General features: G+C 70.0%; 25 protein-coding genes. 17 read left to right on the forward strand and 8 right to left on the reverse strand.

Annotated features, from left to right (window positions below):
* The first annotated feature begins 34 nt into the window (after positions 1-34).
* Positions 35-388: an FHA domain-containing protein gene (locus AC1DB1_RS04690; protein WP_271177646.1), complete on the forward strand. Its 354-nt coding sequence runs from the start codon at positions 35-37 to the stop codon at positions 386-388.
* Positions 389-519: 131 nt separating this feature from the next.
* Here AC1DB1_RS04690 and AC1DB1_RS04695 read toward each other — a convergent pair whose 3' ends face one another.
* The 4 genes from AC1DB1_RS04695 to AC1DB1_RS04710 form a co-directional block, all read right to left on the reverse strand.
* Positions 520-1,167: a biliverdin-producing heme oxygenase gene (locus AC1DB1_RS04695; RefSeq protein WP_271177645.1), complete on the reverse strand. Its 648-nt coding sequence runs from the start codon at positions 1,165-1,167 to the stop codon at positions 520-522.
* Positions 1,168-1,444: 277 nt separating this feature from the next.
* Complete coding sequence (locus AC1DB1_RS04700) at positions 1,445-2,002, reverse strand: hypothetical protein (protein ID WP_477199944.1); 558 nt, start codon at positions 2,000-2,002, stop codon at positions 1,445-1,447.
* Between the two features lie 42 nt (positions 2,003-2,044).
* Positions 2,045-2,458 carry a DUF4383 domain-containing protein gene (locus AC1DB1_RS04705; RefSeq protein WP_271177643.1) on the reverse strand — a complete coding sequence of 138 codons (414 nt, stop codon included), beginning with the start codon at positions 2,456-2,458 and terminating at the stop codon, positions 2,045-2,047.
* A gap of 97 nt (positions 2,459-2,555) precedes the next feature.
* A complete protein-coding gene (locus AC1DB1_RS04710) occupies positions 2,556-2,849 on the reverse strand; it encodes a DUF2470 domain-containing protein (RefSeq protein WP_477199945.1) in 294 nt (97 codons plus the stop codon).
* A gap of 103 nt (positions 2,850-2,952) precedes the next feature.
* On the opposite strand from AC1DB1_RS04710, the gene AC1DB1_RS04715 reads away from it, so the two are divergent.
* Positions 2,953-4,245, forward strand: a complete 1,293-nt coding sequence (locus AC1DB1_RS04715; protein WP_477199946.1) for a serine hydrolase domain-containing protein — start codon at positions 2,953-2,955, stop codon at positions 4,243-4,245.
* A 23-nt stretch (positions 4,246-4,268) separates the two neighbouring features.
* On the opposite strand, the gene AC1DB1_RS04720 is transcribed toward AC1DB1_RS04715, so the two are convergent.
* From AC1DB1_RS04720 to AC1DB1_RS04735, 4 genes are read right to left on the reverse strand one after another with little or no spacing between them, the layout of a single operon-like run.
* Positions 4,269-4,652, reverse strand: a complete 384-nt coding sequence (locus AC1DB1_RS04720; RefSeq protein ID WP_271177640.1) for a flagellar assembly protein FliW — start codon at positions 4,650-4,652, stop codon at positions 4,269-4,271.
* Positions 4,649-5,533 carry a flagellar hook-associated protein FlgL gene (gene flgL, locus AC1DB1_RS04725; RefSeq protein WP_477199947.1) on the reverse strand — a complete coding sequence of 295 codons (885 nt, stop codon included), beginning with the start codon at positions 5,531-5,533 and terminating at the stop codon, positions 4,649-4,651. The genes AC1DB1_RS04720 and flgL overlap by 4 nt, the downstream gene beginning before the upstream one ends.
* Positions 5,534-5,535: 2 nt before the next feature.
* Positions 5,536-6,960 carry a flagellar hook-associated protein FlgK gene (gene flgK, locus AC1DB1_RS04730; RefSeq protein WP_271177638.1) on the reverse strand — a complete coding sequence of 475 codons (1,425 nt, stop codon included), beginning with the start codon at positions 6,958-6,960 and terminating at the stop codon, positions 5,536-5,538.
* 8 nt (positions 6,961-6,968) lie between these two features.
* Positions 6,969-7,463, reverse strand: a complete 495-nt coding sequence (locus AC1DB1_RS04735) for a flagellar protein FlgN (protein WP_271177637.1) — start codon at positions 7,461-7,463, stop codon at positions 6,969-6,971.
* 401 nt (positions 7,464-7,864) lie between these two features.
* Here AC1DB1_RS04735 and AC1DB1_RS04740 point away from each other — a divergent pair, with 401 nt between their 5' ends.
* From AC1DB1_RS04740 to AC1DB1_RS04810, 15 genes are all read left to right on the forward strand, one after another.
* Positions 7,865-8,680 (forward strand): sigma-70 family RNA polymerase sigma factor, encoded by an 816-nt coding sequence (locus AC1DB1_RS04740; protein ID WP_477199948.1) that lies wholly within the window; start codon positions 7,865-7,867, stop codon positions 8,678-8,680.
* 109 nt (positions 8,681-8,789) lie between these two features.
* Positions 8,790-9,623: a flagellin N-terminal helical domain-containing protein gene (locus tag AC1DB1_RS04745; RefSeq protein WP_271177635.1), complete on the forward strand. Its 834-nt coding sequence runs from the start codon at positions 8,790-8,792 to the stop codon at positions 9,621-9,623.
* 93 nt (positions 9,624-9,716) lie between these two features.
* Entirely contained in the window at positions 9,717-11,099 is a 1,383-nt protein-coding gene (gene fliD, locus AC1DB1_RS04750) for a flagellar filament capping protein FliD (protein ID WP_271177634.1), read from the forward strand.
* A complete protein-coding gene (gene fliS, locus AC1DB1_RS04755; RefSeq protein ID WP_477199949.1) occupies positions 11,096-11,605 on the forward strand; it encodes a flagellar export chaperone FliS in 510 nt (169 codons plus the stop codon). The genes fliD and fliS overlap by 4 nt, the downstream gene beginning before the upstream one ends.
* Positions 11,592-11,918 carry a hypothetical protein gene (locus AC1DB1_RS04760; RefSeq protein ID WP_271177632.1) on the forward strand — a complete coding sequence of 109 codons (327 nt, stop codon included), beginning with the start codon at positions 11,592-11,594 and terminating at the stop codon, positions 11,916-11,918. The genes fliS and AC1DB1_RS04760 overlap by 14 nt, the downstream gene beginning before the upstream one ends.
* A 562-nt stretch (positions 11,919-12,480) precedes the next feature.
* Positions 12,481-12,822, forward strand: a complete 342-nt coding sequence (locus AC1DB1_RS04765; RefSeq protein WP_271177679.1) for a flagellar basal body rod protein FlgB — start codon at positions 12,481-12,483, stop codon at positions 12,820-12,822.
* Positions 12,822-13,214, forward strand: coding sequence for a flagellar basal body rod protein FlgC (locus tag AC1DB1_RS04770; RefSeq protein ID WP_271177631.1), 393 nt, complete (start codon positions 12,822-12,824; stop codon positions 13,212-13,214). The genes AC1DB1_RS04765 and AC1DB1_RS04770 overlap by 1 nt, the downstream gene beginning before the upstream one ends.
* Positions 13,214-13,537 carry a flagellar hook-basal body complex protein FliE gene (gene fliE, locus AC1DB1_RS04775; RefSeq protein ID WP_477199950.1) on the forward strand — a complete coding sequence of 108 codons (324 nt, stop codon included), beginning with the start codon at positions 13,214-13,216 and terminating at the stop codon, positions 13,535-13,537. Before AC1DB1_RS04770 ends, fliE begins: the two co-directional genes overlap by 1 nt.
* Entirely contained in the window at positions 13,537-15,135 is a 1,599-nt protein-coding gene (fliF, locus tag AC1DB1_RS04780) for a flagellar basal-body MS-ring/collar protein FliF (RefSeq protein ID WP_271177629.1), read from the forward strand. Before fliE ends, fliF begins: the two co-directional genes overlap by 1 nt.
* On the forward strand, positions 15,132-16,151 hold the full coding sequence (fliG, locus tag AC1DB1_RS04785) for a flagellar motor switch protein FliG (RefSeq protein ID WP_271177628.1): 1,020 nt from the start codon (positions 15,132-15,134) through the stop codon (positions 16,149-16,151). Before fliF ends, fliG begins: the two co-directional genes overlap by 4 nt.
* A complete protein-coding gene (locus tag AC1DB1_RS04790; protein ID WP_477199951.1) occupies positions 16,141-16,746 on the forward strand; it encodes a FliH/SctL family protein in 606 nt (201 codons plus the stop codon). The genes fliG and AC1DB1_RS04790 overlap by 11 nt, the downstream gene beginning before the upstream one ends.
* Positions 16,743-18,086, forward strand: coding sequence for a FliI/YscN family ATPase (locus tag AC1DB1_RS04795; protein WP_477199952.1), 1,344 nt, complete (start codon positions 16,743-16,745; stop codon positions 18,084-18,086). The genes AC1DB1_RS04790 and AC1DB1_RS04795 overlap by 4 nt, the downstream gene beginning before the upstream one ends.
* Positions 18,086-18,520, forward strand: coding sequence for a hypothetical protein (locus AC1DB1_RS04800; protein ID WP_271177625.1), 435 nt, complete (start codon positions 18,086-18,088; stop codon positions 18,518-18,520). The genes AC1DB1_RS04795 and AC1DB1_RS04800 overlap by 1 nt, the downstream gene beginning before the upstream one ends.
* Positions 18,517-19,371, forward strand: a complete 855-nt coding sequence (locus tag AC1DB1_RS04805; RefSeq protein ID WP_477199953.1) for a C40 family peptidase — start codon at positions 18,517-18,519, stop codon at positions 19,369-19,371. Before AC1DB1_RS04800 ends, AC1DB1_RS04805 begins: the two co-directional genes overlap by 4 nt.
* Positions 19,368-20,921, forward strand: coding sequence for a flagellar hook-length control protein FliK (locus tag AC1DB1_RS04810; RefSeq protein WP_477199954.1), 1,554 nt, complete (start codon positions 19,368-19,370; stop codon positions 20,919-20,921). The genes AC1DB1_RS04805 and AC1DB1_RS04810 overlap by 4 nt, the downstream gene beginning before the upstream one ends.
* Positions 20,922-20,941 lie beyond the last annotated feature (20 nt).

The raw sequence follows: 20,941 nt of genomic DNA on the forward strand, positions 1-20,941 counted from the left end.
TCGCCCTGACCTCATACCCGGATTGGAGAAGCACATGGCGGTGACGTTCATCCTCGACTTCAGTGACGGCCAGCACATCGAGACCTCCGGCAACGGCGTGATCGGCCGCAATCCCGCGGTGCACACGCCGGGCACCGAACTCGACGACCCGGCTCACGTGCAGCTGATCGAGATCGCGGACGAGACCAAGTCGGTCTCTCGCGCGCACCTCGCCTTCGGGCAGTACGACGGGCTGTTCTGGGTGCTCGACCTCGGATCGGCCAACGGCACCACGATCGTCTACCCGGGCGACGGCGCCTACTCCTGCGACCCGAACGTGCGGCACGAGGTCGATCCGGGCTCCGTCGTGAAGTTCGGCAAAGCCTCGTTCGCCCTCACCACCCGCTGACGCGGGCTCTTTTCGTCGGGGGCGCTTCGTTGAGGGGCGGCAAAGTCAGCTAAACACGCCGTAGGGACCTGCATTTGCCGCCCCTCAACGAAACGGGGACGGGGCCGGGAGCGGGCCGGGCGGGGAGCGGGCTAGGCGGCGGCTTTGGCGGCGGCGAGGTCTTCGAACAGCCCCGTGTTGAAGCGGTACGCGAGCATGACCTCGTCGATGACCCGCTCGCGCTCGGCGTCGTCCCAGTCCACTGCGTCGAGCTGCGCCCGGTAGACATCCTTGAACTCGCGGGGTTTTGCGATCTCGGCGAACAGGTAGAAGCCGACACCGTTCGTCTCGAACCCGAACTGCCGCTGCATCAGGGTGCGGATGATCTGCCCGCCGGAGAGGTCGCCGAGGTAGCGGGTGTAGTGGTGCGCGATGAAGCCGCCCGGCCACGACTCCCCCACCTCCCGGATGCGCGCGACATAGCGCTCGGTGGTGGGCAGTGGTGCGACGCGATCCCGCCAGTCGCCGCCCAGCAGGAACTCCAGGTCGGACTCGATCGCCGGCAGCCGCGTGAGCTTGGGGGTGATGAACACGGATGCGACCGGATCGGCGAGCATCCGGGTCGCTGCCGTCTCGAGCGCGTCGTAGATGAAGTAGTGCTGAGCGACCAGGGAGATGTAGTCGTCGCGGGTGCCCTTGCCGATCATGAGGTTCTGCATGAAATCGGCGCCCTCGCTCGACCCGTGGTCGGGGCGGGTGCGCTCGCGCAACGCCTGCGAGAAGGGGATGATATCGGCCACGATGCTCCTGAGGTCGAAAGGTCGACGGCCCGATTTAGGGTTACCTAAGTTTAGGGGAGCGGTGGCGACGGCGGAACCCGCGGCCAGAAGGTTGCCAGGAAGGTCTGGCGCGCCCGCAATTCCGGAACCTCGGGCCGACACGCCGCCGGTGAACGCACAACTCCGGAACGGCGGCCGCGAGGCGGCAGAAGTTCCGGAGTTGCGGAGGGGAGGGCGGCGACACGGATGGTCGGCCGCCGCGGATCGGAGCGGAGCCGCAGATCCGGGCGGCTGCGGGTCAGTGGTGGCCGCTGTGCTGCAGATGCACGCTGACCGCGGAGAGGCCCGCGCTCGTGAGGCCGAGGGCCGGGATGGTCACCCCGGAGACGACCGCGGCGCTGACGAGCAGCGTCAGCACGAACCGGACGGCACCCGAGTCACGCGCGGGCCGGCGGCGTCGGAGCACGACGGCCACCGTCGCGGCGACCGCGAGATCGAGGCCGGATGCGACGGCGAGGGGGAGGGGCTGCAGCGCGAGGATCGTGCCGGCGCCCGTTGCGGCTCCGGCGGAGGCGACGGTCGCCCACAGCGCGACGGGGAGGAGCGCGAGGTAGAGGGACGCCTGCAGCAGGGGTGGGCGCTCCCGGGCGAAGGTCATCGCCGCCCAGGTGAGCTCCGCGGCCCCGATCGCCACGAGGACGATCAGGGCCGGGAGGGGTGCGCTCGGGGCGAGAGCTGCGTGCAGCAGTCCCGCCCCGAGCGCGGCCACGGCGAGCCAGGCCCGGGTGGCCGGGGCGACGGACGTCACCGTCGGCATCGGCTCGGTCCGCTCAGCGCCGGTCACTGTTCCGGACATCCCCACAGAAGTCCCCATCAGTGTGCTCGCCATGGCAGTCGGTCAGGCGACGGCCGAGTTCGCGCGCACGGTTCGCTCGGCGCCGAGACCGACACCGAGGAGCACGATCGCGCTCACGAGGTGCAGGAAGTGGTCGGGGGTGTTCAGCGCGAGGATGTTCGCCCCGGTGCCGACCAGGAAGAATCCGACGATGCCGAGCAGCAGGTAGACGGCGCCGACGGTGGTGTTGACCGCCTTGGCCGCTGCGACCCGCGTGAGTCCGGCGATCAGCAGGGCCGCGCCGATCAGCAGGTGGGCGATGTTGTGGAGCGGGTTGACCTCGAAGATGCCGAGGATCAGGCCGCCCTTGGTCGCGACGAAGCCGACGCCGCCCGTGTAGGCGAAGCCGAGCAGTCCGACGACCAGATAGACCGCGCCGAAGATCGTGGCGACCAGGCGGTTCGGTGATGTGCGCATTTCGTTCCTCCTAGTGGAAACACACGGCGTGCGCCGTGTTCTCTCAGTGTTCGGAAGCCCGCGCGGAACGGATTGGTCGGCGGTCGCCGCGTCGCCGCTACCCCTGCTCGGTGCGCGGTTCGACACCGAGTGCGGTGCACGACGCACGGTAGAGGAGCACCACGGCGCGCCGGATGTCCGCCCGCTCGGTCACCGGGACGGTCCACGGGATGCGCAGCTCCTCACCGCCGGGCACGCGCCAGACCCCTCCGGCCGTGTCCAGTGCGGTCATCTCGGCATCCGAGGCGTCCGGTGCGCCGTTCGCCCGCACGATGACGACGTTGTCGTCACGATGGTCCGTGTTCATGTGGCGCAGGACCGCGTCGACGATCTCCCGGCTGAAGTTCTCCATGGCGACGATCGTATGTCGCGGTCCTGGCGCGCGGACCAGGCCGCCCTCGACCGGGAGGTTAGAATCCTTGGACAGCGCACCACGAACCATCGGGGGATGGAACATGCAACGACGACCGAGCGGGGTCCGGCGGGTCACCGTCGTCGGTTTGGCGAGCGCTCTCGTCCTGCTCCTCGCCGCCTGCACCCCGTACGCGAGCGGCACGGCGCGCGTCCCCGACCAGGTGGCCGGAGGCTTCTCGTCCGACGTGACGGCCAAGCTCACCGGCGCCGTCACCGACGCCGTGAAGCAGTCCGGGTCGACGGCGGCCATGGTGGGCGTCTGGGCGCCGTGGGCCGGCAGCTGGACGGCGGGGATCGGCACGACCGCGGTCAAGGGCACGACGCCGGTCACGCCGAACATGGGCTTCCGGATCGCCGAGAACACGATGCCGATGACCTGCTCGGTGCTGCTCTCGATGGTCGATGACGGAAAGGTGAAGCTCGACGATCCCGTCACCAAGTACGTGCCGGGCTTCGTGGGCGTCTCGGGAGTCACCCTGCGCGAGCTGTGTCAGCACACCTCCGGAATCGGCGACTACGTTCCCCAGCTGCGCGCGAACTTCATCGCCAACCCCACCCGTGAGTGGCCGGCGCTCGAGCTGGTGAGCGACGGACTCGCCACCAAGCCGTACGGCACACCGGGTCAGAAGTTCGGGCAGTCGTCCGCCGGCTACATCCTGCTGGGCATGGCCCTGCAGAACGCCGCGGGAAAGAGCTGGAAAGACCTCTACGCACAGTACGTCTTCAACCGCCTCGGGATGAACTCGAGTTCGTTCCCCGCCTCGGGCGACCTGACCGTTCCCGGCCCGCATCCGGCCGGTTACCAGAGCCCGCTGAACGGCGCGGGGCAGCCCCTCTGCACCCAGCCGGTGACGGACGTCAGCAGGTTGTCCCCGTCGATGGGGTGGACGGCCGGAGGGGTCATCTCGAACGTCCCCGATCTCAAGAGCTTCGTGCAGGCGCTCGCCAGCGGCTCGCTGCTCACCGAGAAGAGCGCAGCTGAGCAGGACAAGAGCCTGGCGATCGGCTCGCAGTGGCACCGTTACGGGCTCGGGATGCTGCAGCTCGGTCCGTTGCGCGGAAGCGTCGGAGCGATGCCGGGCTCCCTTTCTGCGATGTTCAGCGACCCGAGCTCCGGCCTGACGATCGTGGTTGCGCTCAACAACTCGACCCCGGGCCCCGGCTATGTGCAGGCCCTCGCCCAACGGCTCGCCTCGATCGTCGCCAAGGTGCCAGCCAAAAAAGCGGGTGCGAAGGTCGTCGCGAGCCTCCCGTGGTCGGAGAAGCAGCAGGTCGCCCTGCTGGCCACCTACGCGCCGTGCGCGCCGAAGGCGGCGCCGGCGAAGAAGAAGTAGCGCCGGCGAAGAAGGAGCGCCGGCTACGCCCGGGCGAGCGAGGCGAGCTCGGCGCGCACGGGGAACGAGTCGTCCTCGAGCACGAGCTGCAGGCTCGCGCCGGTGGCGCGGTTGACCAGCACCGGAGCCAGCAGGTTGACCGTGCTGCCCTCGTGCGACGGATTCACGACGACGAGGGCGAGCACCTCGTCGGCGCTCGTCACGCCGAGTTCGGCGGCACGGTCATCCGGCAGCTCGGGGGAGTAGCCGGGGAGGTGCGTGCCCGCGTCGATCGCGAAGATGCGGATCTCGGGACGCTCGACGGCCTGCAGCGTGTACAGACCGGCCGCCCCGGCGACGGGCGTGAGCTCGAACTCGCTCAGCGGCTCGAGTCCGGGAGGGGGCGTGAGGAAGGTCAGAGCGCTCATCGGAGGAAGTCCATCAGGGTCGGCTGGAGTACGCGTGCGGTGACGGCGAGGGCGGTCTGGTAGTTGACGTCCTGCGTCTTGAGGTCGAGGAGCACCTTGCTGAGGTCGACGTCTTCGAGGGAGGAGCGCTGCGCCTCGAGGGAGTTGCCGGCGACGGCGAGGGTGTCCTTCGCCTTGTCGATGCGGGTCTGACGGCCGCCGATCTCTGCGTGCTCTCCCACGATTGCCTTCGTCCGGTCGTCGATCTCAGTGAGTCTCGGTCCCACGTTGACCCCGGTGCGCAGGTCGTTGACCGTGTTGTCGATGAGGGCGAAGACCGAGGTCGCGCCGGTTCCGAAGACCGCGGCGCCGTCGGCATCCACCCGCACTGTCGTATCGGGCCCGATTCTGCGTTCGACTGTACTCCCGGCGACCCCTGTGTAGCTGTAGTCGGGCTGGAACGCGACACCGGCGCTCGAGTTGCCGGCGAAGACCGTGCGGCCGAGGTAGGTCGTGTTGGCGGCCGAGAGCAGGCTCTTCTTGAGGCCGTCGAGTTCGGTGGCGATCGCCTCCTTGGCCTCGGGGGAGAGGGCGCCGTCGTTGGCGCCCTGCACCGTGAGGTCGCGGACGCGCCCCATGATGCTCTCGACCGAGGTGAGCGTCGAGTCGGCCGTTGTCAGCCAGGCGTCGCCGTTGTCGGCGTTGCGGGCGTACTGGCTCGTCGCGGCGGCGTCGGAGCGGATGTTGAGCGCGCTCGCCGTGGCCGTCGGGTCGTCCGACGGCTTGGTGATCTGCCGGCGGCTCGTCGCCTGGTCGTACAGCGCGGTCTGCCGTTGCAGGTTCGACTGCAGTGCGTGCTGTGCGCTGAGTGCCTGTGTGGCATTGGTGACGCGGGTGAACACGGTTACCTCCCGACCAATCCGGTGTGGTTGATGAGCACGTCGAGAGCTTCGTCGACGGCGGTCATGACGCGGGCGGCGCCCTGGTACGCGTGCTGGAAGGCCAGCAGGTTCATGTTCTCCTCGTCGAGGTCGACGGAGGAGTTCGAGAGCTGAGCACTGGTGGCCGCCGAGGACGCCAGATCGGCGAGATCAGACTGCTGTCCCTCCGTCTTGCTCGCGACGCCGACGCGCACCACGAAGGCGGCCCACTGCTTGTCGACGGCATCCGGTCCCGTGCCCAGCTGGGCGATCGCGTCGGCGATGCTGCCGTCGCTGCCGCCTGCCCCCGGCGTGCCGGTGGCGATCTGGCTCACGGAGGTCGGCACCACCGACAGGCCGAGCGCGGCCGGCTGGGTGGCGTCGATGGCGAAGAAGTCGAGCCCGGTCGTGCCGCCCGGGGTGGAACCGGTGCGGTGCACGTCGTTGACCTTCTGTGCGAGGGTCACGGCGAACGCGTTGTAGCTGGCCGCCGCCTCGGCGAGCACGCCGCCGGTTCCGGATGCGTCGGCCGGCGCGAGCGTCGACAGCGCACCCGAGATGGCGCCGCCCTCCATGGCGATCGCCGAACCGGGCCGGTGGGCCCACTCGAGTCGCACGGGGTCGCCGGTCGCGTCGCCGAGGCGACGGGCGCCTGCGGCCTGTACGGCGTTCGCCGTCGTGCCGCTGACCAGCGCGTTGCCGCCGACCAGCACATCCACGGTGCCGTCGTCGAGAGGGCGGACGACCCCGCCCGCGAGGTTGGCGATCTTCGTGGTGAGGAGGTCGCGGCGGTCCATCAGCTCATTGGCGTTGCCGCCGGCGGCGAGGGTCGACCGGATTCGGCCGTTCAGGTCGGCCACCTCGGTCGCAGCCTGGTTGAGGTCGCCGACCATGCCGTCGACGTTCGTGCGCAGGGCGGTCCACTGGTCGTCGACGGCCCGATAGCCCTGCTGCAGCTGGGTGACGAGCGACCCGGCCTGGCCGAGCAGCACGCCGGCCGGCGCCTGCTCACCCGCCTGGTTCGCGACGTCGTGCCAGGCGGCCCAGAACTTCTGCAGCTGGGTCGAGAGGCCGTTGGTCCCCGGCTCGTTGAGCGAGGCCTCGAGCGTGGCGAGCGCGGTCGCGCGTGTTCCGGAGTAGCCGGAGAGGGCGGTGGTGCTGCGCACGCGGGCGTCGAGCGTCGAATCGTCGAGACGCTGGATGCCGTCGACGCTCACGCCCTGGCCGGGGCGGACGCCGCCGCTGAACAGGCCTGCCGTGTTGAGGGCGGGGACACCGGAGGTCGTCACCCGCTGGCGGGTGTAGCCGGCGGTGCCCGCGTTGGCGATGTTCTGGCCGACGACGTCGAGTCCGGCCTTGGCCGCCACGAGACCGGTGTACGCGGTGTTGAGGCCGCTGAAGGTGCTCATCCGGGTCCTTACGCTTCGGTGTCGAAAAGGCGGGCGCCGGACGTTCCGGGACGGCTCTCGCCGCTTGCGCCGTAGATGCCGGGGTCGCCGGCCGCGCCGGAGAGGCCGCTCAGCGTCTCCTGGGTCGAGCGGGCCGCGTCGCGCAGCAGGCGTTCGTTGGTGTCGCGCACCTCGGCGATCTGCGCGGTGAGCTCGGTCATCGCGATCAGGTGGGAGGCGAAGATGTCGGACCAGATGCCGTCGGGGGCGGCGGCAGCGAGCTCGCGCAGGCTGGAGTCGGGGCTGATGCCCCACTCGTCGGCGAGCGAGGCGACCTCGACGGTGCGGGCGAGGCCGACGGCGCGCATGCGCTCCATGACCTGCTCGACCTCGCGGGTTGCGTGCGAGATCCAGCGCGACTTGCCGGCGGTCAACAGCAGCTGCTCCTCCTCGAGCTTGAACAGGAGCAGCTCGAGCAGCTCGCGTTCCCTCCAGAGTTGCGCTGACAGTTCGCTCGCGGCCATGTCGCTACCAACTTCCTCGTGAGTCGAAGTGCGCACCTGGTCCCCTCGGGTTCTCAGCGGGCGGATCACCCGCCGTCAGGGAACACCATCGGCACCGTCAAGGCCGATGTTAGGACTCGGCGACAGTGAAATGCCTGAATCGCGTATCGCTTTTCACAGGGAGACCTCCATTCCCCGTACTGGGGGTAGGCGCAGCCCCGTAGTGGGGGCAATTAATACAAGCTTTCCGCGGTGGTCCGTTGTTACCGTGAACACCGAGAAAGACCCCTAGCGCCTGTTCGGTACCCGACCATGACCGAGCATCCACAGCACCGCCCGAGAAACAAAGCACCACTAGCCGCCGAACACCCATCGGAGGTCGGTGCCGTGTACTCAAGCAGATAAAGACAGGGGTCGCCCGCGTGAACCGGAACGAACGCAACACGCTCGTCGTCGAGAACCTGCCGCTCGTCGGCTATCTGGTCTCCGACTTGTGCGCACGCGCCACCCATCTCTCGCGCGACGATCTCGCCTCGGCCGGGGCCCTCGCCCTGGTGACCGCAGCGACCGCGTACGACCCGACCCTCGGCATCCCGTTCGGCGCCTACGCCCGCACCCGCATCGTCGGCGCCTTCGCCGACGAGATGCGCGCCAGCGACTGGGCGACGCGGTCGGCCCGCAAGCGCATCAAAGAGACGATGAGCGTGCAGGAGAGCCTGACCGCAGCGCTCGGCCGCACCCCCAGCGTGGACGAGCTGGCGAACGCACTCGGCGTCGACCGCGAGACGGCGGCCGCGGGGCTGTCGGACGCGGCTCGCACCGTGACCACCATCGACGAGACCACCGAATCGTTCCTGGTGGCCGACACCGTCTCGCCCGAGGACTCGCTGCTGGCCGGCGAGCAGACCGCGTACGTGCGGGCTGCGGTCGAGGCCCTCCCGGAACGGATGCGCTACGTCGTGCAGGCGATCTACTTCGACGACCGCACGGTCACCGAGGTCGCGGAGGAACTGGGCATCACGCACTCCGCGGTGTCCCAGCAGCGGTCGGAAGCCATCCGGTTGATGCGCGAGGGCATGGCGACGCACTACGCCGACGAGGGCGACCCCGAGATCATCGAGGCCAAGACCTCGCAGGCCCGCCGCAGCGCCTACCTGGCGCGCCTCGCACAGCACGCCGTCGCCAACGTCGCCCGCCTCTCTCCCCCCGCCCAGTCGTCGGCCCGCAGCGCATCCTGAACCGCGTCCTGATCCGGATGCCTAACGGGATGCGCAACTCGGCCGATAGATCCCAATGTCGCCCACGGATGGGCGTCGCAACAGCCCACATCATGGAGGAAAAGTAATCATGGGTATGCAGATCAACACCAACATCGCGGCCAACAACGCCTACCGCAACCTGAACAACACCCAGAGCGACCTGTCGAAGTCGCTCGAGAAGCTGTCCAGCGGCCTCCGCATCAACCGTGCGGCGGACGACGCGGCCGGTCTGGCCATCTCGGAGGGCCTGAAGTCGCAGGTCGGCGGTCTGACCGTCGCAGCTCGCAACGCTCAGGACGGCATCAGCGTCGTGCAGACCGCTGAAGGTCAGCTCACCGAGGTCCACTCGATCCTGCAGCGCGTGCGCGACCTGGCTGTCCAGGCCGGCAACGACTCGAACAATGCCGACTCGCGCGCCGCCATCAAGACCGAGGTCGACCAGCTCACGAAGGAGCTCACCCGCATCTCGGGTGACGCGAACTTCAACGGCATCAACCTGCTCGACGGCTCCAACGCCAAGCTGACCTTCCAGGTGGGCGCGGGCTCCGTTGCCGCCAACGACCAGATCGACGTCGACCTCACGGGTGCCAACGTCGCGACGGTCGCGACCGCTGTCGGCGCGCTCACGTTCGACTCCGCGGCCAACGCGCTGACCTCGATCGCTGCTCTGGACACCCAGATCACCAGCGTCTCGACCGCGCGCGCCAACCTCGGTGCCGTCCAGAACCGCTTCGAGAGCACCATCCGCAGCCTCAACGTCTCCAAGGAGAACCTGTCGGCTGCTTCGTCGCGTATCACCGACACCGACATGGCGGAGGAGATGGTGAAGTACACCCGCTCCAACATCCTGTCGCAGGCGGGTACCGCAATGCTCGCTCAGGCCAACCAGTCCGGCCAGGGCGTCCTGCAGCTGCTCCGCTAGTAGCAGGCAGGCGGCCGGGGCGCGCACCCCAAACGCGTCCCGGCCGCCCACCATCCACCCGCACCACCGCAGTCTCGAGGGAGGGACCACCGCATGGGAATGGCCGTCGACGGACTCATCAGCGGACTCGACACGACGTCGCTGATCAACAGCCTGATGCAGGCGGAGGCGATTCCGCAGACCCTGCTGAAGAACAAGGTCACCGACTCCACCACCTACATCACCGCGATGCAGGCCCTCAACACCAAGGTCGCCGCCCTCGCCACCGCCGCGACTGCCGCGTCGAAGCCGGCCGGCGTCGACCTCCACACCGCGACGAGCAGCTCCACCAGTGTCACCGCGACCGCCGGTCCCGGCGCCACGGACGGGACGCTGGACTTCACGGTCGACAAGCTCGCCCAGTCGCAGGTGTCCGTCACCGGACCGCTCACGCAGTGGCCGGATCAGCCCCCTGTGCTCACCTTCGTCGCCGCCGACGGCACCGTGAAGCAGGTGACCGCGTCGAGCTCATCGCTCGCCGATGTCGCCGCCGCGATCAACAAGGCGGGCGTCGGCGTCAGCGCCACCCGCGTCTCCGCCGGGCTCGACCCGTCGGGGCAGCCGCTCTACCGGCTGCAGCTCAGTTCCACCAAGACCGGCGCCGCCGGCTCCTTCACCGCCTACCGCGGGACCCCGGCCGATGTCACCGCCGGCACGGCCACCGATCTGCTCAGCGAGCCGGGTGCCGCCCAGGTGCGAGCCGCTCAGGACGCCCAGGTCACCCTGTGGGCGGGAACCGGCGCCGCGCAGACCGTCACCTCGGCCACCAACACGTTCTCCGACCTGCTCCCCGGTGTCTCGATGACCGTGAGCGCCGCCTCGACGACGCCCGTCAGCCTCACCGTCGCGCGCAACGACAGCGCCATCTCGGATGTCGCCAACTCGCTCGTCACGAGTCTCAACGACATCTTCTCCTTCGTGACCTCGAAGACGGCGGTCTCCACATCGACGGACTCCGCCGGAGGAACCGTCGTCACCGCGGGCGCCTTCACCGGCGACTCGACGGTGCGCGACGCCAACCAGAAACTCCTCTCGGCCGCCTCGCTGCCGATCGACGGCATCTCTCCGTCGACGTACGGCATCAGCATCACCCGCGACGGCACGATCGAGTTCGACAAGGACAAGTTCGGCGCCGCGCTCGCCGCGGACCCCGAGAAGGTCAAGGCCGCGGTGCAGACGATCGCGGGCCGGGTCGCGGATGCCGCGAACCAGATCAGCGACAAGTACGACGGCACGGTCACGACGAAGATCGCCGGTGAGACGAAGACGGTCAAGGGACTCAACGACCAGATCACCGACTGGGATACGCGCCTGGCGGACCGCCGCGCGACCCTGGAGAAGACGTATGCCAACCTCGAAGTCCAGCTCCAGCAGCTGCAGTCGCAGTCCTCGTGGCTGACCGGACAGCTCGCCGGCCTCTCCTCGAGTTCGTCGTGACGCTGGTGAGCGGCGCGGCCGCGAAGCTCAACGCGTACAACCGGGATTCGGTGCTCTCCGCATCGCCGGTGCGCCTCCTCACGATGCTGTACGACCGCCTGGTGCTCGATCTCACCCGCGGCGAGACCGCGCTGACCGAGCAGAACTGGCCGGTCGCCTGGGACAACCTGCGCCACGCCGACCAGATCGTCGCCGAACTGGCGTCGTCGCTGAAGGTCGACGTCTGGGACGGGGCCGACGGCCTCCTGCAGCTCTACACCTACGTCGCCGACCTGATCGTCACCGCGAACATCGACCGCGACGCCGAGAAGGTGCGCGAGGCGATCTCGCTCATGGAGCCGTTGCGCGACACCTGGCACGAGGCCGCGGCTCTGCTGCCGGCCGATGGTGTCGCTGCCGCTGCCGCTGCCGGTTCCGCAGGATCGACCGGGATCGGCGCAGCCCGTGCCGGCTGGCCGGCGACCTCGTCGGAGACAGGGGAGGGACGCGACCTTGGCATCGCCTGACGCACAGCTCGAGTACACCGACGAGGAACCCGTGCACGTGCGCGACTGGCACGATGCGCTCGGCCGTGTCGAAGAGGACCTGCAGCGCGCCGTCGCGCAGATCGATCCCGTTCCGTGGCGCCCGCCGATCGCCCTCGGGCCGATCCCGCCGGAGCTCGTGGAACGGGCGGCCCGCCTGCTCGAGGCGCAACTGCACACCATCCGGTACCTGGAGGATGTGCGTCAGACGACGGCCAAGCACCTCGCCGCGGTGCGTTCGGTGCCCCCGGCGGAATCCAGCGCGCACCCGGTGTACTTCGACCTCATCGGCTAGCTGCCGGCCTCGGGCCGCTCCGCTCAACCCGCGTTCCCACTTCTTCTCGCCACCGTGCCCCGAGCGCATATGTCGTCGATCGTGCGGTTCGGCGACGCCGTCGCGCCTCGAAGTGCGATAACGCGCGACCCGGGCCGGATAGCGTCCTCTTCGCTGCTCGGATGAGCACGCTTCCCCACAGGCCGTCACCCTGTGGATAACGTTGGGGACAACTGGTGGATGACGACCTCCGAGATGTGGAGGACACGCGCGGGATACAGTTCTGCATTCGGGAGTGTCGGACTGAAAACCCATTCTGAACAGCATATTTGCTGCGTGAGACCGACTTTCGAATGCCTGTTCGAAATTACCGCGGTGTAATTCCACACGTGTGAAGAGCTGTGGATGACTCTGTGGGGAAATGAGCTTTTCTGCGCCCTCGAGCGGCCGTCGCGAAGCAGTTTTCCGCAACCTCCTAACGCATACCCTCGCCCTGCCGATAGCACTGAGTGAGCACGGATCGCTCGATGAACTGGCCATGGATCGGCCGTCCACCACAGACGACTACCGATGGGGTGTCCCCGTGCTCGAATCCGTGACCAGCGCGGCCTTGGCCAGCGCTCTCGACGGTCTCGCCGCGCGTCAGCGCGCGATCGCCAACAACATCGCCAATGTGAACACCCCCGGCTACACGGCCGAGCGGGTGTCCTTCGAGGATGCCCTCGCTCAGTCGGTCGCGAACGGTGACGGTCATGTCTCCGCCTCCACGGCGCGCTCGCTCGAGCCGACCAGGCTCGACGGCAACAACGTCAACCTCGACACCGAGACCCTGTCCAATGTGGACACCGTGCTGCGCTTCCAGTTCGCCTCGCAGGCGGCCGGCGGCCAGTTCACGGCGATCCGCGCGGCCCTGAGGACCAGCTGATGACATTCGACGCGATCGGGATCGCGGGCACAGGGCTCACCCTGCACCGCAAGTGGCTGGACGCCATCTCCGACAACCTGGCCAACATCAACACCGCGAAGCCCACCAGCGGCCCGGCGTTCCAGGCGCGGTACATCGAGGCCCAGGAAGGCGAAGGCACCTCCGGTGTCTACGTCGCGGGCGCAGCGTACGGGAGCGCCGAGGGTCGCATGGTCTACGAGCCCGACAACCCCGTCGCCGACGAGAAGGGCTACGTGCGCTACCCCGACATCGACCTGTCGTCGCAGATGGGAGCGCTCATCATGGCGCAGCGCGGGTACCAGGCGAACGCAGGCGTCGTCGACCGTGCCAAAGAGACCTACCAGGCCGCCCTCGAGATCGGACGCAACTGATGCCCCCCATCGCCGCCATCGGCAACACCGCAGCCGTCGGAGCCCTCGACCCGGCCAGCGCGCTCAGCGCGACCGCCGCATCCGGCACCGGCGCGACGGGCGGAGCGTCGTTCGGCAGCGCCCTCACGGGCGCCGTCGACAACCTGCAGCAGCTGCAGGGCACCTCGGACTCGCTCGCGATCAAGGCCGTCACCGGCGACCTCACCGACATCCACGACGCGACGCTCGCCTCGTCCCGTGCGCAGGTGACCCTCGAGCTGGTCGCCGGCGTGCGTAACAAGGCCGTCGACGCGTTCAACGAGATCATGAGGATGCAGGCCTGATGCCTCAGCAGGTCACGAGCTTCTTCCGGCGGATCGGCGACACGATCCGCGGATTCTCGTTCGCACAGCGCACCATCGCCATCATCGGCGTCGTGGTCGTCGCCCTCGGCATCACGGGCCTGACGATGTGGGCGACGCAGCCCCAGTACACGCCCCTGTTCTCCGGCCTCGCCGCCTCGGACGCGTCGAGCATCGTCGACCAGCTGAAGACCGACAACGTGCCGTACCAGCTCACCGACGGCGGCGGCACGATCCTCGTGCCGCAGGAGAAGGTCTACGACGAGCGCCTGAAGGCCGCCTCGGCGGGGCTGCCGTCGTCGAACACGGGCGGCTACTCCCTGCTCGACAAGATGGGCGTCACGTCGTCGGAGTTCCAGCAGTCGGTCACCTACAAGCGTGCGATGGAAGGCGAGCTCGGCTCGACCATCGGCGCCATGAAGGGGGTCAAGGCCGCCTCGGTGCGTCTCGCCATCCCGCAGGACACGGTGTTCGTGTCGGAGAAGAAGGACCCGACGGCGTCCGTATTCGTCGAGACCCAGAACGGCGTCACCCTCTCGGGCGATCAGGTGCAGGCGATCGTCCACCTCACCAGCGCGGCGATCACCGGCATGCAGCCGACCGACGTCGCTGTGATCGACTCCTCGGGAACCGTGCTCAGCGCGGTCGGCACCGGAGCGACCGGGGGAGCGGACAAGCAGGCGAGCGACTACGAGACGCGGGTTCGCGGGGCCGTGCAGGACATGCTCGACAAGGTCGTCGGACCGGGCAATGCGACCGTCGTCGTCGCGGCCGACCTCAGCAATGAGACCGCGCAGCGCAACACCGAGTCGTACACCAGCCCGACGAATGCTCCATCGCTCAGCGAGTCGAACACCAAAGAGACCTACACCGGCACCGGCGGGTCCGCGGCCGGCGTGCTCGGTCCCGACAACATCGCTGTCCCCAACGGGACCGGAAACGGCAACGGCTCGTTCAACTCCGAGTCGACGACCAAGGACAACGCGGTCGACAAGGTGACGGAGACGCGCACGATCCCGGCCGGCTCGATCAACCGCCAGACCGTGTCGGTCGCGCTGAACAAGGACGCCGTGAGCGGCGTCAGCTCGGCCGAGATCACCAACCTGGTCAACGCGGCCGCCGGTATCAACACCGCGCGCGGCGACTCGGTGAGCGTCGAGATGGTCAACTTCAGCAAGGCGGGCGCCACCGAGGCGGCGAAGGCCCTGCAGCAGGCGAAGGACGCCGCCACCGCCGACCAGCTGAACGGGATCATCCGCACCTCGATCATCGCGGCGTCGATCCTCGCAGCGGCGATCATCGTCTTCGCGCTCTTCCGCCGTGGCCGTCGGCGCGCGGCCGAACAGGCCGAGCTGGAGGCGGATGCCGACACGATCGCGCTCGAGGCCGCACCGTTCCCGATCGCCCTCGAACCGGCAGCGCCCACGATCCCGATGCAGCTCGACCCCCTGCCCGATCCGTCGGGCCCTGAGATGGAGGCCGACCGCCGCCGTGCCGAGATCGAGGCGCTGGCCGAACGCGACCCGCAGAAGACCGCTGAGTTCCTGCGCAGCCTGATGGATGATCGGGCGGGCGTATGAACGACCTCAAGACCCCGCTGACCGGCGCCCAGAAGGCGGCCGTCGTGCTGATGAACATGGATCAGCAGCGCGCGGCGCAGGTGATGAAGCAGTTCTCCGAGGAAGAAGCCGACGAGATCACCGCGGAGATCCTGCGGCTGCGGCGGGTCGACCCCGCCGTCGCCGAGAAGGCGCTGAGCGAGTTCCACGACATCACCGTGCGTGGCGGCATGTCGACGCGCGGCGGCCGTGACATCGCGGTCGGTCTGCTCGAAGCGTCGTTCGGCGCCGAGAAGGCCACGGGGGTACTGAACCGCGTCGCCTCGACCATGGCGGGCAAGCAGTTCGAGTTCCTCGACGTCGTGGAGCCCGGTCAGATCCAGATGCTGCTCGCCGGCGAGCTTCCGCAGACGATCGCCCTCGTGCTCGCCCACCTTCGGGCCGATCACGCCTCCCGGGTGCTGGGCGGCCTCGACGAGGAGACCCGCACCGAGGTCGCGCACGCGATCGCGACGATGGGAAGCGCGAGTCCGGATGCCGTCCGCGTCGTCGCCGACACTCTGAAGCAGCGGGCGAGCGCCGTCGTGGGCTCCCGCGAGGCGTCGGACGTCGTGGGCGGTGTCCAGCCTCTCGTCGAGATCATCAACCGTGCCGACGCCAGTACCGAGAAGGCGCTGCTCGAGGCCCTTGAGCGACGCAACCCGGAGCTCGCCGAAGAGGTCCGCTCGCGCATGCTCACGTTCGCCGACATCGTCAAGCTCGAAGCGCGCGACGTGCAGCAGGTGCTGCGCGGAGTCGACGCGTCGGTGCTCGCCGTCGCGATGAAGGGCAGCTCCGAGCAGGTCACCGAGATCATCACCTCGAACCTCTCCGAGCGCAACCGGGAGATCCTGGAAGACGAGATCCGGGTGCTCGGACCGGTGCGGATGTCGCAGATCGAGGACGCCCGCGCCGAGATCGTCCGCGCGATCCGCGACCTCGAGGCCGAGGGCGTGATCACCGTGCAGCGCACGGAGGACGACGCGTATGTCGAGTGAGACCGTGTTCTCGCCCGTCCCGATCCCGGTGCTCGCGGAGTCGGCGGTCCAGCACGCCGCCGCGGCGTCGGCACGGTCACGCGGATACGCCGCCGGTTACGCCGACGGCCTGAGGCGTGCCGCGGCCGAACAGGCCGTGTGGATGGCGGAGGCCGACACGGAACGGGCAGCGGAGAGCGATGCGGCGGCCCGGCGGGTCGCGCAGCTCGTCTCCGCACTGAGGTCGGCCGCCGTCGAGCTGCGCGAGTGCAGCCTGCCCGTCGTCGACGATGCCGAGGGGGCGCTGGTGGAGGCCGCCTTCAGCCTCGCGGAAGCGGTCGTCGGCGACGCGCTCGCCGACCGGCTCTCCGCCGCGCGGGCCGCGGTGCGTCGCGCACTCGGCGACGAGTCGCGTGGCAGCGTGAGCGTCGTCCGGCTCAACGCCGCGGATCTCGCGGTCCTGCAGGCGTGCGGCGATGCCGCTCTCGAGGAGTCGATCCGTTTCGTGGCCGACCCGGGGCTGGCTCCCGGCGACGCGATCGGCGAGCTTCCCGACGGCTGGCTGGATGCGCGCATCCGCTCGGCACTGGACCGCGCGAGGGAGGTGCTCTCGTGACGGGGCCCGCGGTGCTCGCACGGCGGTGGGACGCCGCGCTGCGTGCCGCAGCGCCCGAGCGTGTCGGCCGGGTGGCCAGCATCGTCGGCCTCGGCGCGGAGATCAGCGGAATCGACGCGGCGATCGGCGACGTGGTGACCATCGGCGAGCATCCGGTGGTGCACGCCGAGGTCGTCGCGACGACGCAGGACCGCATCCGGTGCATGCCGTTCGGACGCCTCACCGGCATCGCGGCCGGCGCCCCGGCCCGTGCCTCGCGCGCCCCCATGCTCGTGCCGACGGGCCACGGGATGCTCGGCCGCGTGATCGACGCGCTGGGCCGGCCGGTCGACGGCAAGGGCCCGATCGAGCCCGACGGCTATGTCTCCCTCGATCACCGCGCACCCGAGGCCATGCGCCGCGCGCGGATCGATACGCCGCTCGGGCTCGGTGTGCGCGCGCTGGACACCCTTGTGACGGTCGGGCGCGGCCAGCGCCTCGGCCTGTTCGCCGGCTCTGGCGTCGGCAAGTCGTCCCTCCTCTCGATGATCGCGCGCGGGACCGAGGCCGAGGTCTCGGTCATCGCCCTGGTGGGGGAGCGCGGACGCGAGGTGCGGGAGTTCCTCGAGGACGACCTCGGCGCCGAGGGACTCGCCCGTTCGATCGTGGTCGTCGCGACCTCGGACGAGCCGGCGATCATGCGCCTGCGCGCCGCCTTCGTGGCCACTCGCATCGCGGAGTCGTTCCGCGACGAGGGTTCGCACGTGATGCTCATGATGGACTCGCTGACGCGCGTCGCGATGGCGCAGCGCGAGATCGGCCTTTCGGTGGGGGAGCCGCCGGCCACCCGCGGCTACCCGCCCTCGACGTTCTCCCTGCTCGCGCAGCTCCTCGAGCGTGCGGGGACCGGCGAGGTCGGGTCGATCACCGGCATGTACACGGTGCTCGTCGACGGCGACGACCACAACGAGCCCATCGCGGATGCGGCCCGGTCGATCCTCGACGGGCACGTGGTGATGGACCGGCGGCTGGCCGTCGTCGGGCACTTCCCGTCGATCGACGTTCTGGGCTCGATCTCGCGCCTCGCGTCGCGGGTGACCACACCGGAGCAGCGCGCCGCGGCGGTGGGCCTCCGCAGCATCCTGGCCGCCAAGGTGGCGGCGCAGGACCTCCTCGACGTCGGCGCCTACAAGCCCGGCAGCAACCCTCGCGTGGACGCGGCGGTCGCCAACGAGACGGCGATCAACGCCTTCCTGCGCCAGAACCTGGGCGAGCCGGCGACGGCCGCCGATGCGTGGCGGCAACTCGACGATCTCACCGGTCTGCTCGCTCAGACCGCGCCGACCATGGGAGGTGTGTGATGGCACGAGCGTTTCAGCTGGCCGGCCTGCTCCGGCTGCGCCAGATCGAGAAGGAGCACGCGGCGAGCGACCTCGCCGCGGCCAACGCGCTGCGACGGGATGCGGGCGCCCAGCAGGCGCGCGCGATCGCGGCCCTGCACAACGTCTCGCTCGAGACCACCGACGCGGCCTCGCTGTTCGCCGTCGCGGCGGCCCGAGCCTCGAGCCGCAGCATGCTGGCCGACCTCGCGGCTCTCACCGAGCGCGCCGAACGGGACGCCGCGGAGGCGCAGGTCGCGTTCACCGCGGCGAAGGCCCGCTCGGTCGGGCTCGAGAAGCTCGAAGGCCGCCACCGCGCTGAGCTAGTGGCGCACGACCTCACGGTCGAGCAGGCCGCCCTCGACGAAGCAGCGACCGGCGCCTGGGTGCGCGAACGGGAAGGAAGCGAAGGATGACGATCACTGATGCGCTGAGCAGGATCGCGCAGATCCAGTCGACGCTCGTGCAGCTCGACAACCCGACGTTCACGTCGGCGACGTCGTCGACCGCTTCGAGCTCGTCGACGGGAACGGACTTCGCGAATGCGCTCTCGCAGGCGCTCGGCACCGGATCGACGTCCGGCACGGGCGCAACGACCGGCACGTCCGACGCGGGCGCCCTGCTCGGCGGAGGAACGGTGACCGGGGCCGACGTGGTGGCGGATGCGAAGAAGTACCTCGGGGTGCCCTACGTCTTCGGAGGAACCACGTCGAGCGGTCTGGACTGCTCGGGGCTCGTGCAGCGCGTCTACAAGGACCTCGGCATCGACGTCCCACGACTCGTCTCGGGCCAGGCGAAGCTCGGCACGGAGGTGCCGTCGCTGGCGCAGGCCCAGCCAGGCGATCTCATCGTGACCGGAGGCGGGGAGCACATCCTGATCTACGCAGGCGACCACAAGGTGATCCACGCGCCGCGCGAGGGCAAGAACGTGAGCCTCGTCGAGGCGTACATGGACGACTCGGAGATCGACACGATCCGGCGCGTGGTGCCGCAGGCTTCGACGGCGACCGCCTCGACGGCGGCTTCCGGCTCGGCGTCGGCGGCGTCCATGGCGTCGGCGATGTCCGCGCTGAGCCTGCTCGGGTCGAGCGGACTCGGGTCGAGCGGACTCGGCTCCTCGGATCTCGCAGCAAGCCTGCTCGGGTCCAGTGGTCTCGGGTCCAGCGGTCTCGGGTCCAGCGCCGCGGGGTCGAGCACCTCGTCGGCCGACCAGGCCGCCATGCTGCGGTCCCTCTTCTCATCACTGCTGTCCGGAGGATCCCTGTGAGCCCGACCATCGCGCCCAGCGCTCCTGCGGCGGCCCCTGCCGCCCCAAGCGGATCGACGTCGCGCTCGAACCCGTCGAACGGTTCGGCGTTCGATCAGTTCCTCAAGGGCGCGACCGAACCGGCGTCGTCGGGCGCGGACAAGCGCAAGCCCTCGGCGAAGGACACGCATCGCGATCCGGCGGCCGACACGACCGGTCCGGTTTCGACGGCTCCCCATCAGCGCGCCGCCCACGATGCGGCCGGCACCACGGCGGAGGCCGCTCCGGCGACGGATGCCCAGGGCGGGTCGTCGAGCGCGACCGCCGGGGCCGCGGCCCCCGATGCTACGGGCCCGGCCACGCAGACGGGAGCGACCGTCTCGAATGCGCAGCAGCCGGCGTCGATCGCCGTGCCGGGTGCCGCGACCGGCGTTGCCGCCACCCTTGGTGTGGTCGGAACGGCCGGCGCACCGGATGGGAGCGCATCAGCGTCGCCTGCGGGAGTCACGCCGACGGCCGCGGCCGCCACGTCGGCCGCCGCGGTCGCGACCTCCGAGACCACCGAGGCCTCCCAGATCGCCGGCACGACCCCGGGAGCCGGTGCCGCGGAGGACGCGGCCGCGCTCGTGGCCACGCCTCCGGTGCGTCCTTCCGGCCGCCCGGCCGCCTCGACCGGGTCCGCGACCACGCCCGCGGCGACGGGCTCGAGCGCGACCGCCGCTGCGACCTCCGCAGACCTGACCGCGACGGCCACCGTCGCCGCGACCGAGCAGGACCCGGCCGCGGCGGGCGGTCGCGCCTCCTCGACACCGACCTCACCCGGTCAGCAGCCCGCGGCCGCGGCGTCGTCATCCGCACCCACCGCCCCCGCCCCCACCACACCCGCGACCTCCACCTCCACCCCGGCATCCCCCGCCCCCACCCCCTCCGCCCTCGGTGCCGACGGATTTAAGGGTCCCGACACGCCGTCTCGCGCGGCAGCGGCCGGCGTGTCCGGACCCCTCGATTCGAGCGCGAGCGCGACGGCGAGCGCAAGCGCGAGCGCGACGGCGGGTGCGAGCGGGGTGACGCAGGCCGCTCCGACCGCCCCCGCGTCCGGCGCGGCGACCACGGCCGCCCCGTCGAACTCGTCGAGTGCGGCCGCCCAGCTTCCGGCGCAGCTCGCGCGTCCCATCTTCACGCTCGCGTCCGCTGGACGTGGCGACCACGTCATGACCGTGCACGTCACGCCCGACCTCCTCGGTCCGGTCACCGTGCGCGCGCATGTCGGTGCCGAGGGAGTCCGGGTCGAGCTGTTCGCCCCGACGGACGCCGGCCGCGACGCACTGCGCTCGATCCTCTCCGACCTCCGCAAGGACCTCTCCGGGGCCGGGCTGAGCGGAACGCTCGACCTCTCGTCGCAGAACCAGCCGTCCTCGCAGAGCGACGAGCAGCGCGGCTGGAACGCCCAGGGCACCCCGCGTGACGATCGCGCGGCCACGCGCCGCGCATCCGGATCGGCGGTCGCGGCCGAGCACGACCCTGGGGTCCGTTCCGACGGACTCGCCCACACCATCGACCTCATCGCCTGAAACGCACGACCGAACAGAAG

Source organism: Leifsonia sp. 10N434 (genome assembly GCF_056394405.1).

Bases quoted from the DNA above. Each gene is read 5' to 3' on its own strand.
- AC1DB1_RS04690 (WP_271177646.1), top strand. From the start codon at position 35: ATGGCGGTGACGTTCATCCTCGACTTCAGTGACGGCCAGCACATCGAG.
- AC1DB1_RS04700 (WP_477199944.1), bottom strand. From the start codon at position 2,002: ATGTCCGGAACAGTGACCGGCGCTGAGCGGACCGAGCCGATGCCGACG.
- AC1DB1_RS04705 (WP_271177643.1), bottom strand. From the start codon at position 2,458: ATGCGCACATCACCGAACCGCCTGGTCGCCACGATCTTCGGCGCGGTC.
- AC1DB1_RS04710 (WP_477199945.1), bottom strand. From the start codon at position 2,849: ATGGAGAACTTCAGCCGGGAGATCGTCGACGCGGTCCTGCGCCACATG.
- AC1DB1_RS04715 (WP_477199946.1), top strand. From the start codon at position 2,953: ATGCAACGACGACCGAGCGGGGTCCGGCGGGTCACCGTCGTCGGTTTG.
- AC1DB1_RS04720 (WP_271177640.1), bottom strand. From the start codon at position 4,652: ATGAGCGCTCTGACCTTCCTCACGCCCCCTCCCGGACTCGAGCCGCTG.
- flgK (WP_271177638.1), bottom strand. From the start codon at position 6,960: ATGAGCACCTTCAGCGGCCTCAACACCGCGTACACCGGTCTCGTGGCG.
- AC1DB1_RS04735 (WP_271177637.1), bottom strand. From the start codon at position 7,463: ATGGCCGCGAGCGAACTGTCAGCGCAACTCTGGAGGGAACGCGAGCTG.
- AC1DB1_RS04745 (WP_271177635.1), top strand. From the start codon at position 8,790: ATGGGTATGCAGATCAACACCAACATCGCGGCCAACAACGCCTACCGC.
- fliD (WP_271177634.1), top strand. From the start codon at position 9,717: ATGGGAATGGCCGTCGACGGACTCATCAGCGGACTCGACACGACGTCG.
- AC1DB1_RS04770 (WP_271177631.1), top strand. From the start codon at position 12,822: ATGACATTCGACGCGATCGGGATCGCGGGCACAGGGCTCACCCTGCAC.
- fliE (WP_477199950.1), top strand. From the start codon at position 13,214: ATGCCCCCCATCGCCGCCATCGGCAACACCGCAGCCGTCGGAGCCCTC.
- fliF (WP_271177629.1), top strand. From the start codon at position 13,537: ATGCCTCAGCAGGTCACGAGCTTCTTCCGGCGGATCGGCGACACGATC.
- fliG (WP_271177628.1), top strand. From the start codon at position 15,132: ATGAACGACCTCAAGACCCCGCTGACCGGCGCCCAGAAGGCGGCCGTC.
- AC1DB1_RS04790 (WP_477199951.1), top strand. From the start codon at position 16,141: ATGTCGAGTGAGACCGTGTTCTCGCCCGTCCCGATCCCGGTGCTCGCG.
- AC1DB1_RS04800 (WP_271177625.1), top strand. From the start codon at position 18,086: ATGGCACGAGCGTTTCAGCTGGCCGGCCTGCTCCGGCTGCGCCAGATC.
- AC1DB1_RS04805 (WP_477199953.1), top strand. From the start codon at position 18,517: ATGACGATCACTGATGCGCTGAGCAGGATCGCGCAGATCCAGTCGACG.